Annotated in this window: 15 protein-coding genes; 1 reads left to right on the top strand and 14 read right to left on the bottom strand. The window is 30.2% G+C overall.

Features of this window, described 5'->3' with window-relative positions; translation table 11 throughout:
- Window positions 1–24: 24 nt before the first annotated feature.
- The 14 genes from CUL_RS0112825 to CUL_RS0112900 all read right to left on the bottom strand — a co-directional run bounded on the left by CUL_RS0112825 (window position 25) and on the right by CUL_RS0112900 (window position 14,425).
- Window positions 25–951: an SPL family radical SAM protein gene (locus CUL_RS0112825; RefSeq protein ID WP_025642104.1), complete on the bottom strand. Its 927-nt coding sequence runs from the start codon at window positions 949–951 to the stop codon at window positions 25–27.
- A gap of 109 nt (window positions 952–1,060) precedes the next feature.
- A complete protein-coding gene (locus CUL_RS0112830) occupies window positions 1,061–1,474 on the bottom strand; it encodes a DUF3788 domain-containing protein (RefSeq protein WP_005585964.1) in 414 nt (137 codons plus the stop codon).
- Between the two features lie 37 nt (window positions 1,475–1,511).
- A complete protein-coding gene (locus CUL_RS0112835; RefSeq protein WP_005585963.1) occupies window positions 1,512–2,855 on the bottom strand; it encodes a B12-binding domain-containing radical SAM protein in 1,344 nt (447 codons plus the stop codon).
- A gap of 32 nt (window positions 2,856–2,887) precedes the next feature.
- Complete coding sequence (gene pcp / locus CUL_RS0112840) at window positions 2,888–3,493, bottom strand: pyroglutamyl-peptidase I (protein ID WP_005585961.1); 606 nt, start codon at window positions 3,491–3,493, stop codon at window positions 2,888–2,890.
- A gap of 23 nt (window positions 3,494–3,516) precedes the next feature.
- A complete protein-coding gene (locus CUL_RS0112845) occupies window positions 3,517–4,284 on the bottom strand; it encodes a GNAT family N-acetyltransferase (RefSeq protein WP_025642107.1) in 768 nt (255 codons plus the stop codon).
- 164 nt (window positions 4,285–4,448) lie between these two features.
- Window positions 4,449–5,438, bottom strand: coding sequence for an NHL repeat-containing protein (locus CUL_RS0112850; protein WP_025642109.1), 990 nt, complete (start codon window positions 5,436–5,438; stop codon window positions 4,449–4,451).
- A 140-nt stretch (window positions 5,439–5,578) separates the two neighbouring features.
- Window positions 5,579–6,346 carry an HD domain-containing protein gene (locus CUL_RS0112855; protein ID WP_201767899.1) on the bottom strand — a complete coding sequence of 256 codons (768 nt, stop codon included), beginning with the start codon at window positions 6,344–6,346 and terminating at the stop codon, window positions 5,579–5,581.
- A 113-nt stretch (window positions 6,347–6,459) separates the two neighbouring features.
- On the bottom strand, window positions 6,460–6,723 hold the full coding sequence (locus CUL_RS19535) for a hypothetical protein (protein ID WP_025642113.1): 264 nt from the start codon (window positions 6,721–6,723) through the stop codon (window positions 6,460–6,462).
- 259 nt (window positions 6,724–6,982) lie between these two features.
- Window positions 6,983–8,026 (bottom strand): S66 family peptidase, encoded by a 1,044-nt coding sequence (locus CUL_RS0112865; protein WP_097677641.1) that lies wholly within the window; start codon window positions 8,024–8,026, stop codon window positions 6,983–6,985.
- A 514-nt stretch (window positions 8,027–8,540) separates the two neighbouring features.
- Complete coding sequence (locus tag CUL_RS0112870) at window positions 8,541–9,854, bottom strand: M18 family aminopeptidase (protein ID WP_005585953.1); 1,314 nt, start codon at window positions 9,852–9,854, stop codon at window positions 8,541–8,543.
- A gap of 149 nt (window positions 9,855–10,003) precedes the next feature.
- Complete coding sequence (locus CUL_RS0112875) at window positions 10,004–10,702, bottom strand: flavodoxin family protein (protein ID WP_005585952.1); 699 nt, start codon at window positions 10,700–10,702, stop codon at window positions 10,004–10,006.
- 108 nt (window positions 10,703–10,810) lie between these two features.
- Complete coding sequence (locus CUL_RS19540) at window positions 10,811–11,431, bottom strand: hypothetical protein (RefSeq protein WP_025642117.1); 621 nt, start codon at window positions 11,429–11,431, stop codon at window positions 10,811–10,813.
- An 864-nt stretch (window positions 11,432–12,295) separates the two neighbouring features.
- Window positions 12,296–13,198, bottom strand: coding sequence for a radical SAM protein (locus CUL_RS0112895; protein WP_005585947.1), 903 nt, complete (start codon window positions 13,196–13,198; stop codon window positions 12,296–12,298).
- Between the two features lie 45 nt (window positions 13,199–13,243).
- Window positions 13,244–14,425 carry an esterase/lipase family protein gene (locus CUL_RS0112900; protein WP_025642120.1) on the bottom strand — a complete coding sequence of 394 codons (1,182 nt, stop codon included), beginning with the start codon at window positions 14,423–14,425 and terminating at the stop codon, window positions 13,244–13,246.
- A gap of 232 nt (window positions 14,426–14,657) precedes the next feature.
- On the opposite strand from CUL_RS0112900, the gene CUL_RS0112905 reads away from it, so the two are divergent.
- On the top strand, window positions 14,658–15,677 hold the full coding sequence (locus CUL_RS0112905) for a GIY-YIG nuclease family protein (RefSeq protein ID WP_025642122.1): 1,020 nt from the start codon (window positions 14,658–14,660) through the stop codon (window positions 15,675–15,677).
- Window positions 15,678–15,683: the final 6 nt, after the last annotated feature.

Genomic DNA, 15,683 nt, shown 5'->3' on the forward strand with positions numbered 1-15,683 from the left:
GTGACTTTTTGTATCTTTCATTTCCTATTTTGATAAAGGTCGTATTGCATCATTCTTAATTGAAAGCTCCAGCTTATCTAATCCAGGTAATATTAACTGCTCATACTCATTTCTTTCTGTGAACTCATGAAGATAATTAAAGCATTCTTCAATATCGTGCAATATACCATGGTGTTTACATGTTCTTTTTATTATACTCATCAGCTTATGATTATTAGGACTATTTACATTATACGCATACTTATACCTCTCAATATATCGGGCTTTCATTCCTGGAAAATGTTCATCTAACTTTTTATAGAAGTATTCTCGATTGCCTTCTCTTAGTGTTAGTCCAATGCCAAAACAAATAATGCCATGTACTTTTGCCTCTACACAATAATCCAAAATTCCTCTAATATTTTCCTCCGTATCATTGATAAATGGTAAAATAGGGCTCAACCATACTACCGTTGGGATTCCGTTATCACGCATTATCTTTAGCACCTCAAACCGTTCCCTTGTAGTGCTCACATTTGGTTCAATTATTTTGCATAAATCTTCATCATAAGTAGTAAGGGTCATTTGTATTACACATTTTGTATTTTCATTAATTTTTTTAAGTAAATCTAGATCTCTTAAAATTCTTGTAGACTTTGTCTGTATAGCCAGTCCAAATCCATAGGAATAAATAAGCTCTATACACTTTCTGGTATTTTCTAGCTTTTCTTCCAAATGAATATATGGGTCACTCATAGCTCCAGTGATTATCATACATTTCTTTCTTTTTCTACGCAGGGCCTTCTCTAAAACTTCAGGAGCATTTACCTTTACCTCTATATCTTCAAAATCATGATTCATCTGATAACACTTACTTCTTGAGTCACAATAAATACAGCCATGGGTGCAGTCTCGATATATATTTATTCCATTCTGAGCGGATAAGATACCTTTCACTTCTGTTTCATGCATAATATTCTCCTCTTTGATTAAATACTTTTATTGCATAATAATCTGGAATCGCAAGAAAATATAGGTATTTTAATTCTGGTATTTTCTAATGGGTCATTACCTATTTCATTTATTTTCTTTTAGGTTTCTTTTTTATTATTATCAATCTCTTTATATCTTCAACTAAACTCATATCAGAAACATTGATCCATAACCATTTACCATCATGATATTGACGGGTATTTGAATATAATTCAATAATTTTAGAAGAAAACTCATTTTGTATTAACTCAAATTTCTGCCTTTCTGCCTTGCCAAATATAACCAGTACAATAAACTGTCCCTCTTTTACATAAAAAGCACATAGGGTTCTGCCACTTCTACGAAATTTCACTTCCCAAACCCCATACTTTCCGCCTTCATCCCATACAGGATCAAATTGATAATTTGACTCTACAAATTGAATAACTTCATTCCATGCTTCCATTGCTGTCTCGCCTATTAGAGATTCTATTTGCTCTTTATTAGGAATTGTCTCAAGCACATTTACACCTCCTTGCTTTCTTGATTTCTAAAAATGTCTAGACAAGGTAGGAAAGCTTTTCTGCAATACTGCCAACCCGTTCATAAGTTATTAATTCACATAGTTTTTCAGTTGCTTTTCCAAATTTTCTATATAAAAAATTAAATAGAAAATATGGTACTCGTTGTTTATGTGCCTTTGGCATCCTTTTAAATATATTCTTCGTAGAGTAAATTTGTCTGTAAATCCATATATATCCATTATAAAGTTCCTCAGGAGTCATATTTTTTGGCTTAAATACAACATTTGCAGTATTATACTTTGAAAAATCAAAGTCTATGATTCTTCCATTTTTGGCGTACTCATCGTAAACTTTTGTTCCGGGGTATGGGGTTAGTATATGGGATGTAACTGTTTCTATTTTATTTTTTACGATCCAGTCTAATGTAGTCTTAAATGTTGTAATATCGTCATCGTCAAGGCCAAAAACAAAACTAGCGTTAATCATTATTCCCCTTTTATGAATTTCTTTAACTAAAGTCTCATACTTTCGGATATTGTTCTGACTTTTATGGACATTTTTTATAGCCTTTTCATTTAGGCTTTCAAAACCAATGAATAAACTTTCACATCCTGAGATAGCCATCTCATCTAATAAATCAGGCATGTCCACTATATTTGCTGAAACTGCTGCATTCCACTTCAATCCCATTGGTCTAATGGCTCTAACAAATTCTAAGGTCCATTTGGGATTTCCAATAAAATTATCATCTATGAACATAACATGTCGCTTGCCAATTGTTTTTATATCTTTTATCACATCTTCAATATCCCTATTAATATACAATGTTTTATAAGCTTCACAGCTATTGTAACAGAAATCACATCTGAATGGACATCCTCTACTTGTACTAATAATATTACAATATAAATATTTTTTGGTATCAATCAAATGATATCCTGGCGAAACAATCTCACTACCTTTAATTTCACCATTACATCGGTATATTTTTTTCAGTTTCCCATTTTGAAAATCTCGAATAATATCAGGCCATGTTTTCTCTGCTAATCCAACAGCTACAATATCAAAGTACGTTTTGGCCTGTTCAGGAAATGCAGTAATATGTATTCCACCTGCTACGACTGGAATCCCCTTACTTTGGTAAATCTTTGAAATTTCTATTGCACGAGGAAAAACATCTACTGTAACAGTAATGCCTACAATGTCTACTGCTTCATCAAAATTAATATCTTCTATATTTTCATTTTCAATTATTACTGTATGTTCTTTATGAATCATATTTGCTATTGTCAATAATGCAAGGGATGGGGCCATTCTAGTTTTAAGTCGAGTATCCATTGGCCTCATAATCATTTTAGGTTGTATCAATTTAATAATCATATCAGCGTTTTCCCTCCAAGGTATAGGTTCTTCTATTTCTCCAAAACAACTTCAACAGCTAATCTTAATCCTTTTCTAATATTTTCAATACTCATACTAGGCATATTCCTTTTTGATATGACTTGTTCAGGTAAATATGGTACATGAATGAAACCTCCTCTTATATTAGGATATTTTTTGTCTATTAAATATAATAGTCCATACATAATATGATTACATACAAAAGTTCCTGCAGTATTAGAGATACTAGCTGGAATACCCGATTCTCTAATTTTCTTTACCATTCTTTTTATAGGTAGTGAAGTAAAATAAGCATTTTCTCCATCCTCAAATATTTTTATATCTACTGGTTGATTTCCTTCATTATCCTTTATCCTTGCATCATCTATATTTATTGCTACTCTTTCTAATGAAATATCATATCTCCCTCCAGCTTGTCCAACACAAATAACTATATCCGGTTTTTCATTTTCAATTAAATTTTCTAATACTTCTATGGATTTGTTAAATACAGTAGGAATTTCTTTTTTAATAATTTCTGTATTCATTATTTTGTCTTCTAAAGTTTTAACTGCTTCATAGGCAGGGTTAATAGTTTCTCCGCCAAATGGTTCAAATCCCGTAATCAAAAGCTTCATTCATAATTACCTCCCGAATTTAATTATACCTGAAATATAACTTCTGCTTCACTCTCATCTAAGACAAATCCTATTTTTTCATATAAATTTCTTGCAATTATATTATCATATCCAACCCATAACATTGCCTTTAATGCTCCTTTTTTCTTTGCTTCTTTTAAACCAGATAGTATCAATCTCTTTCCAAAACCTTTTCCTCTTTCAACTTCACTTACCCCAACATTCCTTATAAAGCAGTTTATATTGTTTCTTCCATATAATTCAATTATTATAGATCCTATTATCTTCTTGTTTTTCTTATAAACCAGTATTATATGATGATCATCATCCAACCTAGTAGTTAGCTGATTTTTCGTTATGTTAAGAGAATCAAACAGGTATCTATCAAATATGAGAAACTCATTTATATCTTCTCTCTTTAAGTATTCAATAGATGAGCTATCCTCTTGACATGTAATATTATCTAATGTGCATGAATAGCCTACATAAATTTCTTTGCCCTTATACCCCCACTGATTAATTATTTTTTCCTTTTCAATGACTTCATTAAGACTATTGCCATACCTAAATATAAATTTAATATCTGGATTTTCCTTCTTTATTTTTTCTATGCTACTTCTTAAATCTTCTAAATTATTTACTCCCCATAATAACTCCATGTCCTCGCTAGTCTTTCCCAACAAAAAAACACCTTCAGGAAATTCATATAGTTTTGAATCCTCTAACATATCACCATAGAAAAAACTTTCTTTATAACTATACCCTCTTTCATATATTTCTTCAAATTTCATTATATTCTCCCCTTGTATTTTAATAATCCAATATGAAATCTCATTGCTTTAAATAGGAATTATTCAATATAAATTATAGTTATAATTTTACGACATGCTGATTAGAATTTATTTCTGTATACTTTTTCTTCATAATAAATCTCTCCTTAGTCAGCGAATATAATCTATTTGCTGTCTTTCTTTAAGATAATTAAATCTCCATCCCATTCAGGAATATACAATCTTCTATCATAATAGTCCATACTACAAATTAACGGCAAGTTTATCTTAAACAAATCCTTTTCGTTGGTTCTATTTTTTCTACCTTTTATTACATTGATATTTCCCGCTATTGTATAAACCTTCCCTTTATTCGTTATCATTCTTACAACATGATTTTGGGTGTCTCCTACATATATATTACCAACTTCATCAAGTGACAAAGACCATGGTCCATCAAAATAACTCTCTTTATTTCCACCAAAAGTAGCATCTTTAGCATCTCCACCGTCACCTGTATAACCAGGCTTACCTGTTCCAGCAATTAATTCAACAGTCTCTTTATCTATATTAATCTTCCGTACTGCATAATTTTTACTATCTAATATATAGATATTTCCTTCAGGACCTCTCCTTAAATCATATATCCAGTTAAAACGTGCCTCATTAAAAGAAACTTCCTCCCTTTGAAATCCAGGTTGCCCAGTTCCCAAAACTTCTAATGTATTGCCTTTTTTATCAAACTTCCATATCCTACAGCCGGTTATTTCATTTATCCACATATTACCATCTATATCATATTCACAATTTCCTACATCTTTTAATCCTATTTTGTTACAATCAATTAAAACTTCTATATCTTTAGGTTTGTTATTTTCCATTATTATCTTATACACTATTTTGTTTCCACCACTTACTACTATAGGTGAACCATCGGGTAATCCTGTTAAATAGTTTGGATTTTTTATATCACAATTAATATGACAATTAGTCTCAAAGCCAGAGTTATGTCCAATTGTCCACAACAAATTATTTCCATCTATTTGGCCTACCCAATTATTATCATAATCAAGTCCATATTGATTGCCAAAATAGTCATGGAAGCCTAAATGAGAAAAACCATCTCCCCAATTTTTATTTTCTTCATAATTAATTATCTTTTCTACTTTCCACATAATTATCCCCCTAAATTTATTAACCTATATCTGATTTTATTCATATCTATAGCTCTTATATTTGCCACATCTCTGAATCAGTCCTTTAAGCCAAACTCCTTTACATCAATATTTTGTTTGCTGGTGGCTTATTTTTGAAACTAGACCAACCTCATTCCTTCTATTTCCATACTCAATCTATTAAAAAATTCATTCATAAAGTTTAATCTATCAATACCAATTTCCTTTGCTTTTTTCGTATATAACTTCTCTGGTATTTTTTTAAACTTAACTTCATACTCAATAAAAGGTGAATGCTTTGATACATCTTTTAACCTTCCATTTTCGGTAGTATTTTCAACCATATATTTCTTTGAGAACAGGTCTGTTGATAATTTTTGTCCAAACTGGCCAGATATCATAAAGGTACGTGCAATTCCAATAGCCCCTAATGAATCTAGCTTGTCTGCATCAAATAGTATTTTAGCTTCTATTGTCCTTGGCTCATTTCCACTTCTAAATCGATGTGATGCAATACAATGTTTTATTTCTTCAATTTTGTCCTCTCCGTATTCTAAATCTCTTAAAATCCTTCCTGCAATTTCACTGCCTAAAATAGCATGATCAGTCTTTCCAGTATTATCATTGCTTTCTTTTACTCTAGCAATATCATGTAACAGCGCTGCAGGAATAAGAACATGTAAATCAACATTTTCTTCATATTCTGCTAATAGTAAACATAAATTATACACTCTCATTACATGGTCTAAATTATGTGCTGAACATGATAACTCTTTTTCAACAATTTCTTTTATCTTCTCATGTTTTTTATCTATCATCATATTTACTTCCTTTCTAATGGCTATTATGGATAGAGGGACAGGTAATCTGTCCATTGAATAGAAAAATATACCCCTCACTTTGTCCATGCTGTATAAAAATTCCTATTGTGATGAAAACAAGAATTACACCAATCCAAATTTCAAACCCAGGATAATATCGAAGAAGGAATGTGATGAACGTTTAAAATCTTGATAGACTATTACAATTTTGTTTCGCTATAACATTTATTATCAACTTTATTAAGTTTCTTAGTAAGCATGATTAGAATTGGAATAAGTATAAATATTATAGATTGAAAAATTGACCTCCCATTATTAATATTAAATCCAATATTACTAATGTTATCGCCAACTATCTTTACAAATAGAATTACAATAATAAAACCAATTATTTTTGACAATATAATCTCACCTAATAGATCGTCCAATCCGAAAACAAAAATATCCAATAGTCTAATAACCATAGTAACACTCATTAAGCATATGCTAAGGGTTAGTGGTCTTGATAATAATAAATCTTTAAGCCTATATTTTTGAATTAACATTCTTTTATAGTATATATTAATTTCTTGCTTATATATCTGTATATTTTCTTAGATAGAATATATCATTTCTTATCTTAGTATTATATGCTTCTTCCTACTTTATCTATTGCAATACATTATTTGTTTTTTATCTAATACCCTTAGTACTTCTATTTATTCTTGATATACTTGCTCTATCTCATTCTTCTACTGTTCCTGATTCATTAATTCTAAACTTTTTATTGTCACAATCTATTTCTGCTTCAACACCATAGGGTAAAATAAACATTGGTGCTGTATGTCCAAAGTTCATATTATACATTATTGGAAGATCATCTCTTTTTGCTTCATCTCTTATTACTTTTAAATACTCATCCTTATATTCTTCATAATATTTTTCATCTTGAGGCTTACCTATTATTAAACCATTTATTCTACCAAATATGCCAAGAGCATTTAGAGCTCTTAGATACCATCTTATATAATCTGGGGTAGGTTTATCTTCACTAGTCTCTAGAAATAATATTTTATTTTCCCATTCATCTAAACTTGGCCATAAAGTTGTGCCTCTTAACCAATCCAATACTTCTATACAACCACCTATCAGTTTGCCTCTTACTTTTCCTTTTCCTTGAAGAATCTCATGACCCCTTTTCTCCATATTCATTTTTCTTTTTATTTTACTATTTTCTTCCTTTTCCCATGCTAACCATTGTGATGTCCAATATTCACTTGGCATAATCTCTCCTATAGTTTCATTACTAAATAGTGATTTCTGGATCCATTTAATCGTATAATCGTGCATCTCTACATTTTCTGCAAATTCTCCTAAAACACTCGGACCATAATAACTCGTCAAACCAGCCTTATAGCACATAAAATGATTTACGGTTGTATCAGAATAACCCATAAATATTTTCGGATTTCTCTTTATTATTTCAAAATCTATATAGGGTAACAATCTTAGGGTATCATCACCACCTATATTAGAAAAAATAGCTTTTACTTCTTTATTTTTAAAGGCGTTCATCAAATCTTCTGCTCTTGCTTTGGGATTATTATTTAAATATTCACTACCCCTTAAACTGTTTGGCATCTCTATAACATTTACTCCAAACAATTCTTCCATTCTTTTTTTACCTATCTCATATCGATATCTATATTCTTTATCTCCTGCTCCACCCCATGACAAACTTACCGTTGCTACTGTATCTCCTTTTTTTAATTTTTTTGGTTTTATCATTATTAGTTCTCGGACCTCCCTCTAACACTCTATTAAAAGCAAATTTCACATAACCTTCCCATATTTGCTACGTAGAACTTTTTCTATAGGCATGCTATTTCCTCTTTCCTTTTTGTAAATTATTAATATTTTACAATCCAATACTTCAATATAATAAATATTTATATAATTGCTTAATACATACTTTTTTACATAAAAGACATTAATAAGTAGCTCCCATATTGGTATTTCCTATAACGTTCTTAGTATTGGAGGCATCTATAGGCTATTTACTATAAACAGTTTCATCCTATTTTTTACGAACTGCCCCTCTATAATAACTAAATTAAAACAACAACTACAACGATTACATTATCAGCCCATCCTACCTCATTAAATGTAGATTCATATCTCTAATATTCTACATTTTATTTTAAATCCCTTCTTTTTACATTATTATTATCAGAACAAAAAAAGATAGGTAAATTATTACCTATCAATTGAAGAATTAAGAATATATTTAAATGTATATGAATTAATTTGTTGCTATAATACTATAAAATTCTTGAAAAGACTTATAGACATAATAATGATCAAAAACCCCGCCTAATTCTCTTATAGAGTGCATACCAAGTATTGGATTTCCTATATCTACTGAAGGAATATCTAATTGAGTTGAGGATATAGGTCCTATAGTGGAGCCTCCTCTTTCATCAGACCTGTTAACAAACTTTTGTACAGGAACATTTACAGATTTACATATTCCTTCATAAACAGCTGACGACGAACTATCAGTTGTATAGGACTGATTTGCAGATATCTTTATAGTTGGGCCTCCGTTTATTACTGGTCTATTAGTCAGGTCTTGCTTTTCTGTATAATTAGGATGAAGTGCATGTGCCATATCAGCAGATATTAAAAAAGAATTGGATAATGCTCTATAATAATCTTCCTTGTCCTTACCCATAGATATTGCAATTCTCTCAAGAACAGTTCTAAGCATGGGGCTCGCTGCTCCCTGTTTTGTGGTGCTACCTACTTCTTCATTATCAAAACAAACTAGTACATTTGTAGCATTACCTACTTTACTATCTATAAGCCCATATAATCCAGCATGAACCATAGCTAAATCGTCTAATCTGCCAATAGAGATAAATTCTTCATTAAGCCCTATTAAAGATCCTTTCTCTACACCATATAAGAACAATTCAAAATCTAGAATATCCTCTAATTTTATATTTAATTTTTCAGCAATTAATCCTAATATGAAACTCTCTTTTTCAAATTTATCATTTATAGTTGATAGTAATGGTAAAGTATCAATTTGAGGATTTATCTTTACACCTTCGTTTACTTTTCTGTTCATATGTATGGCTAAATTAGGGATAGTCATTATAGGTTTTTCCATATCGATCAGTAATTCTTTGGGCTTTAATGGATTTTTAGTTTTTATACTTACTCTACCTGCCATAGATAAAGGTCTATCAAACCAAGTGTTTAATATTGGCCCACCATAGACCTCTGTGTTTAATTTTAAATATTCTCCTTCCACAGTCATTTCAGGATCAGGTTTAATCCTAAAAGTTGGTGAATCTGTATGAGCCCCTACAATCCTAAATCCATCATCTTCTATTTCTCCTTTTCCTATTACGAATGCTACTATTGCTGAACTATTCTTAGATACATAATACTTGCCTTCTTTACTTAATTTCCATTTGTCCTGTAATTCAATTTTTTTAAACCCTTCTTTTATAAGTATTTCTTCTACATTTTTTGTTGCATGAAATGAACTGTGACTTGCATTGATAAAATCTATTAATTTTTTTGCAAATTCTTGTTCTTTTCCCATAAAATCTTCCTTTCATACCTATTCTTTAATTAATATTCCATATATAAAAACTATAACATATTAGACTTATATTTATAAGACAAAAACAATAGGTTTTTCAAAAGCATTTGGGTATTTGAAATCTTCTGGTAGATACTCATTAATGTGGTTTACCAAGGCTTACTCGAATCAAGCCATCCTTTTTGTAACCAATATTCTCTATCAGTGGGATTCCAATCATTTATTTTCTGACTCATTCGCATTACTTGAAATATTGCTTTGGTTTTTATCCCTGGTTTTGTCTTACCTATCTGTTTTGAAATTCTACTAGCTAATTTTATAACTTCCTTTTCTATCTGACGCTTCTTTTCTGGTTTTACAGTTTCCCAGCTTGAAGCAGCAACATTTTTTCCATAACGATAGATTTTAGCTACTCCCCAATAGAAAAGATTATCTTTCAAAGCTTTTGTCACTTTTTTTGTACCTGCACCTGCAGCGGTGGAAATAACTAGCCCAACCTTACTGAACATTTTGGGATGAGGTCTATGTGGCATCCATAGATAGGCTAAATGATCAAGAAGTGTTTTAAGTTGACCACTCATTCCGTAGACATAACAAGGAGATTCTAAAACTAATAAATCAGCTTCTTCAATTGCTTTAACAATTGGTTGAACCACCTCAGCATGTGGACATTGTTCCTCACCCTTTGTAAAACAATTAAAACAGCCTATACAGAATGATGGGGTATCCTTTGGCATAAAATATTCAATTATTTCTGTATTTTCATCTGAAAGATTATCTAAAAAAAGTTTTGTAATATTATATGTACTACCTTTATGCAATTGCCCATGCAAAACTACAATTCTCATATTGCTTAATTCCCCCTTTTGAAATTTCAATTTTGATAAAGTTGAAATTAAATATTATTTCTCTCGCACTATTCCATTTTCTCGATCTTTTCAATTAATCTGATAGGGTTAACAATTTTCCCCAGTGGTTTCATCAACAATTACTGTATCGCTTGTATTGAGGGTTTCAAAAAAGAATACATCCAATATAATATCTGGATTAACTTGACATGCCAATGCGTATAATCCTGCTAAATATGGTACTGTCCAACTCATACCACCTTCCCTATAATATACATAATCATTTGTGCCAGTAGGACTTGCGGTACATCTAGAGTCCATAGGTATTAATAGAGCATTGTTATAGTATTCTCCCTTCTTCCAATACTCTCCTTTTCCATATGAGGTAATGTCATCTGCATCTATCAATGGATTTCTTCCAAGCCCCATAAAATCTTTACTACCCACGTATATAGTGTAGATTCCATGGGCTTCAGCAATATAATAAAGGTCTGCTTCAGGTGCTACTCCAACAGTTTTCCCTACAGCAATGGATGCAACTGCAGGTCCATGCATTGATGCTCTTTCGTCATAACAATGAATTTCCTCATACATTTTCAATTGTTCTTTATATTCTACATGGTCAACTAGCAAGCTCTGATCGATTATTGCTATACCAACTCCTTTTCCAGTAATCCCTTTTTGGTGAAGTTCCCTTAATCCTAAACCAGGATTTTTTCCTAACTCCATGATCATCTCCGGATTAAAACCATCTGGTAGTTCACCAGGCCATTGTGTTTTACTATCAAAATCAGCATGTATTAAATCTTCATTAATTGGTTTTATAACCTTGTAATAGTCCTAACTATATAATATTCTACATTTTCTTTTTAAGTCCTTCTTTTGCTTCAGATGTTTATTAGGTTCTAAACAATTCTGTATATTATCTATTTTCTCCCACATAATTTTTATATGATAAAGCCCTATAAATAAAATATAGGGCCTTTTATTACCATTTTATATAATTACAAAAATTTCTAAACTCTAAAGCTTTATAGGAATTTTTAAATTCTATTTTCAAATATTCATCAAGTCCATTGCATCTTTTGAATTTAAACATCCCTAAAATATACATCAAGTATGGCTCCATATAAAATCACCTCCATATAGAAATACTAGATTCTTAAATTTCTTTGTGATTATCATCACTTTTCCTCCTTTCCATTTTTGTTTTTTATATAAAAAAACCGCAGGTATTCCTACGGTTATAAACAAAATTATTCAATATTATAGCAAAAAAATTTACCAAATTCATAAAATAGGCATAGATTAAACAACAAAAAAAGTCACAGCCTGCTGTGACTAATATATAATCTATTCAATATGGTTTACGCATCATATCATATTGAAACATAACATACCTTTCCGCAGGTTTTTATATTTTTTAGCATATATAGTTTTCTTAATGGTAGTAGGTTTATTGTTTTGATCATTATTATAATCCTCCTTAGAAAGTTTTAATATGTTAAAGTATTACCACTATAGTTTATCAAGGAATTATTTGGAAAGCAAGCATTATTTTTAAAATTTAAACTTATAGTGCAAATGGCCTAATTAATCCAACCTTAGGCCCAGCTTTTGTGCAAAAGCATAGGCTTGTTGGTATTCTTTAAACCCCAATCTTCGATTTATTTCATCATATTCAAAAGCTTTATGGGTAGGATAGTATTGGCTCATAAGGTTTACTAAACAGTCATGGGACAACTCCTTTTTAATAAATTCTAAAACTTTCTTAGTATCTTCTAATCCCCCAGGTAGCATTAAATGTCTTATAAGTAATCCTCTATAGGCTATTCCTCTCTTATCTACCTTCAATCCCTCTACTTGCCTATCCATCTCCTTTAAAGCTAACTTTATTTTATCGGAATAATCTGCTACTTTAGAGTATTTTTTCCCTCGTTCAGATATACTATATTTAAAATCTGGCATATAAATATCTACTAATCCATCTAAAATCCTTAAAATTTCAATCCTCTCATATCCTCCACAATTATATACTAAAGGTAAATGGAAGCCTTTTCGGACTGCTATATAAAGGGCTTCTATTATATTAGGTATAAAATGAGTTGGAGTAACAAAATTTATATTATGGCATCTATAATGATTTTGTAATAAGAGCATTATATCAGCTAATTCCCCATTAGATACTATATTCCCTTCACCTTCAAAGCTAAGTTCATAGTTTTGACAAAAAACACATCTCATATTACAATAGCCAAAGAATATGGTGCCAGAGCCTCTAGTTCCAACTAGCATATCTTCTTCACCAAAATGAGGACCATAACTTGAGACTATTGCCTTATCAGTAGCTCCACAAAACCCTACCTTTTTTGTTCTATCCACTCCACATTCATGGGGGCATAAATAACAGTCGGTTAAATGCTTTTTAGTTTCCTCTACTTTCTTACGCAATGTACCATCCTTCAATAATTTTATATAATTTGGTTTAAAAACCATTCATTTGTTCACCTATCCTCTCAAATAATTTCATGGAAATAGTAATTATCTAATTGATTTTACAAATATTTCCCCGATAACACTTTTGTCTAGCTGAATTTCTAAGTCCCTATCCCCTGCAACCATAATCCAAAAATTATCATTTCCTAAATAGATAGCCTCTACCCTATTGTCTACAATATTAATTCTTTGACTAGATATTTCATTAATTAAGGGAGTTATTACATTAATTCTATCACAATTTTTAGCAAAAATAATGTGGACTTTTTCTACTGCCTCTCCTCTAATATCTTTACTTAAAGGTTTTTCTAAAACAGAAGATAGATAATCCTTTGACTTGTATAAAATATCCGTATGATTGCCTTCAAGCAATATATTTTGTCCATTTAAATTGCCTAGAGCACTGAAGGTAGTTACTGTTCCATCTCCATAATTAGTTCTATAAGCTTTTATCGGTCTTCCATCTTTCCATTTGGTTTTCCCTTTATTCTTTACATCTACTAAAAATTCCTTATTAGTAAAAATATCTTTACCAGCAATAATTAAAATCTTACTCGGATCAATATACTTTTCTTCCAATTCACTTAAAAATATATTTTTAGCTAACATTCTCTCTACTGCAATTTCCTTCCTTTTCCCATTTTCTTCATAGAATAAATAGTTTCCATACCCAAAGCTAGGCAATAAATCCCTTGCTACAGGAAAAATACTCCTTAAAACCTCTATATGGCTTATATTTTTAAATAAAGAAAAATAAAGCATAAATCCAATTTTCAATCCATTGTAAAGAATATTATCCTCTACTTTTGAATAAGGGATTTTCCCTCCACTCCAGAAATAATAAGCATTTACAGCTCCTAAATTTGGAGTACCTATCATAATCAATTTATCCACTGAAGAGGGACTAAAATAGCTTAGATAAGCCCTTCCCAATAATCCACCTAGACTATGGCCAATAAGTATTACTTTATTCTTCCTTGTCTTGCTTTTAACCTTTTCTATGTCTGGAAATAAATATTTATCTACTGCCTCCAACACCGGTTTTTTCCAATCATAATAGGAAATAAATAAATTCAAACCTTCCATATACCCCATGGCATTCAATATTTGGATGAAAGGTCTATAGATTCTTTCTGCCAATCCGAAAGAAAATTCTCCTGTTCCTTTTATCACATCATCCCCTAAAGAACCAAAGAGTCCTGGTATAAAGACGATAGGATAATCCATTTAAAATCTTCCTTTCTCTTTTATATCAGGATATGCAATTATCTACAAAAACTTTAATTTAAGGATACAAATATAGACCATGACAATTACTAATCCATCCTCCACATAACTACTTTGATAATCTTATCTTTTATTTATTATTCTACACTATATTTTCAAAGCCTTTATATATTTGACAGAAGTTTTAGAATATGAAAAAATGATTATACTAAATATATAGTTGGTGATTATATTGAATATACCTAAAGAACTAGTAGATAAAATCAAATCCATACCTGAAAGACCCGGCATATATCAAATGAAAGATTCCCAGGGGAATATAATTTATATTGGTAAAAGTAAATCTTTAAGTAAAAGAGTAAGATCATATTTTCAAACTAAAGCTAACTTTAACAAAATAAAGCAAATGGTCTTCAATATCCATGATATTGATTTTATAGTTACAGACACCCATTTAGAAGCTCAGTTATTAGAATGTTGTTTAATAAAAAAATATAGACCTATTTATAATAGCCAGTTTAAGAATGATAAAAAATATTTATATTTGATAATAGAAGACGACAATAGTTTTAATCCCCTATCTGTTAATCTAGAAAGAAAGAATGTATATAGTTTTGGTCCTTATAGAAGTAGAAATATTCTTGTAAATTTAGTAAAACTTTTCCATAAAATATATCCTATTAAGAAAGGTTTATACTCATATGAATTTAATTATCATCCTTTACCTTTAAGTATGAAAAAAGATGATTTTGAGGAGAATAAGAAAGCTATAGTAGAGATATTATCCCAAGGAGAATCTATGGAAGAATTCCTATTCAAAATAAAAGCTAAAATGGGAGAAGCTTCTTCATTATTACAATTTGAAAGGGCTTCATATTACAGGGATTTACTATCATCGCTAAAATATTTATATCATTCTAACAAAATGGATATTACAAAGGATAAAAAAATTTTAGTAGGGGAAAGATTAGATGATGGTTATAAGTTATTCTATATAGTAGACGGAAATTTAGTTTGGAAAAAGAAATTCCATAGAATTCATACTAAAGATATAGAAGATTTTTTATCTAAAGCTAAAAAGTTTGAAAACTATTATGTTTACAATAAAGGTGAGAAAAGTGCTCTAGATTTTAAAGCTATTATTAATAGAGAATTAAGAACCAACTCGTCTATGTTAGTTGAATATTTAAATAAAGAGGTTGATTTAAATTTATTAATTAATTTTTTAAAAACATTAAAAACAACAAATTGATTTTAA

The sequence above is a fragment of the [Clostridium] ultunense DSM 10521 genome, assembly GCF_000511955.1.
GTDB lineage: Bacteria > Bacillota > Clostridia > Tissierellales > Tepidimicrobiaceae > Schnuerera > Schnuerera ultunensis.

What these genes read in the sequence shown, in the direction of transcription:
- CUL_RS0112900 (WP_025642120.1), bottom strand. Translation starts at nt 14,425, where the DNA reads ATGGATTATCCTATCGTCTTTATACCAGGACTCTTTGGTTCTTTAGGG.
- CUL_RS0112855 (WP_201767899.1), bottom strand. Translation starts at nt 6,346, where the DNA reads ATGGACAAAGTGAGGGGTATATTTTTCTATTCAATGGACAGATTACCT.
- CUL_RS19535 (WP_025642113.1), bottom strand. Translation starts at nt 6,723, where the DNA reads ATGGTTATTAGACTATTGGATATTTTTGTTTTCGGATTGGACGATCTA.
- CUL_RS0112845 (WP_025642107.1), bottom strand. Translation starts at nt 4,284, where the DNA reads ATGAAATTTGAAGAAATATATGAAAGAGGGTATAGTTATAAAGAAAGT.
- CUL_RS0112875 (WP_005585952.1), bottom strand. Translation starts at nt 10,702, where the DNA reads ATGAGAATTGTAGTTTTGCATGGGCAATTGCATAAAGGTAGTACATAT.
- CUL_RS0112835 (WP_005585963.1), bottom strand. Translation starts at nt 2,855, where the DNA reads ATGATTATTAAATTGATACAACCTAAAATGATTATGAGGCCAATGGAT.
- CUL_RS0112825 (WP_025642104.1), bottom strand. Translation starts at nt 951, where the DNA reads ATGCATGAAACAGAAGTGAAAGGTATCTTATCCGCTCAGAATGGAATA.
- CUL_RS0112895 (WP_005585947.1), bottom strand. Translation starts at nt 13,198, where the DNA reads ATGGTTTTTAAACCAAATTATATAAAATTATTGAAGGATGGTACATTG.
- pcp (WP_005585961.1), bottom strand. Translation starts at nt 3,493, where the DNA reads ATGAAGCTTTTGATTACGGGATTTGAACCATTTGGCGGAGAAACTATT.
- CUL_RS0112870 (WP_005585953.1), bottom strand. Translation starts at nt 9,854, where the DNA reads ATGGGAAAAGAACAAGAATTTGCAAAAAAATTAATAGATTTTATCAAT.
- CUL_RS0112865 (WP_097677641.1), bottom strand. Translation starts at nt 8,026, where the DNA reads ATGATAAAACCAAAAAAATTAAAAAAAGGAGATACAGTAGCAACGGTA.
- CUL_RS19540 (WP_025642117.1), bottom strand. Translation starts at nt 11,431, where the DNA reads ATGGAGTTAGGAAAAAATCCTGGTTTAGGATTAAGGGAACTTCACCAA.
- CUL_RS0112850 (WP_025642109.1), bottom strand. Translation starts at nt 5,438, where the DNA reads ATGTGGAAAGTAGAAAAGATAATTAATTATGAAGAAAATAAAAATTGG.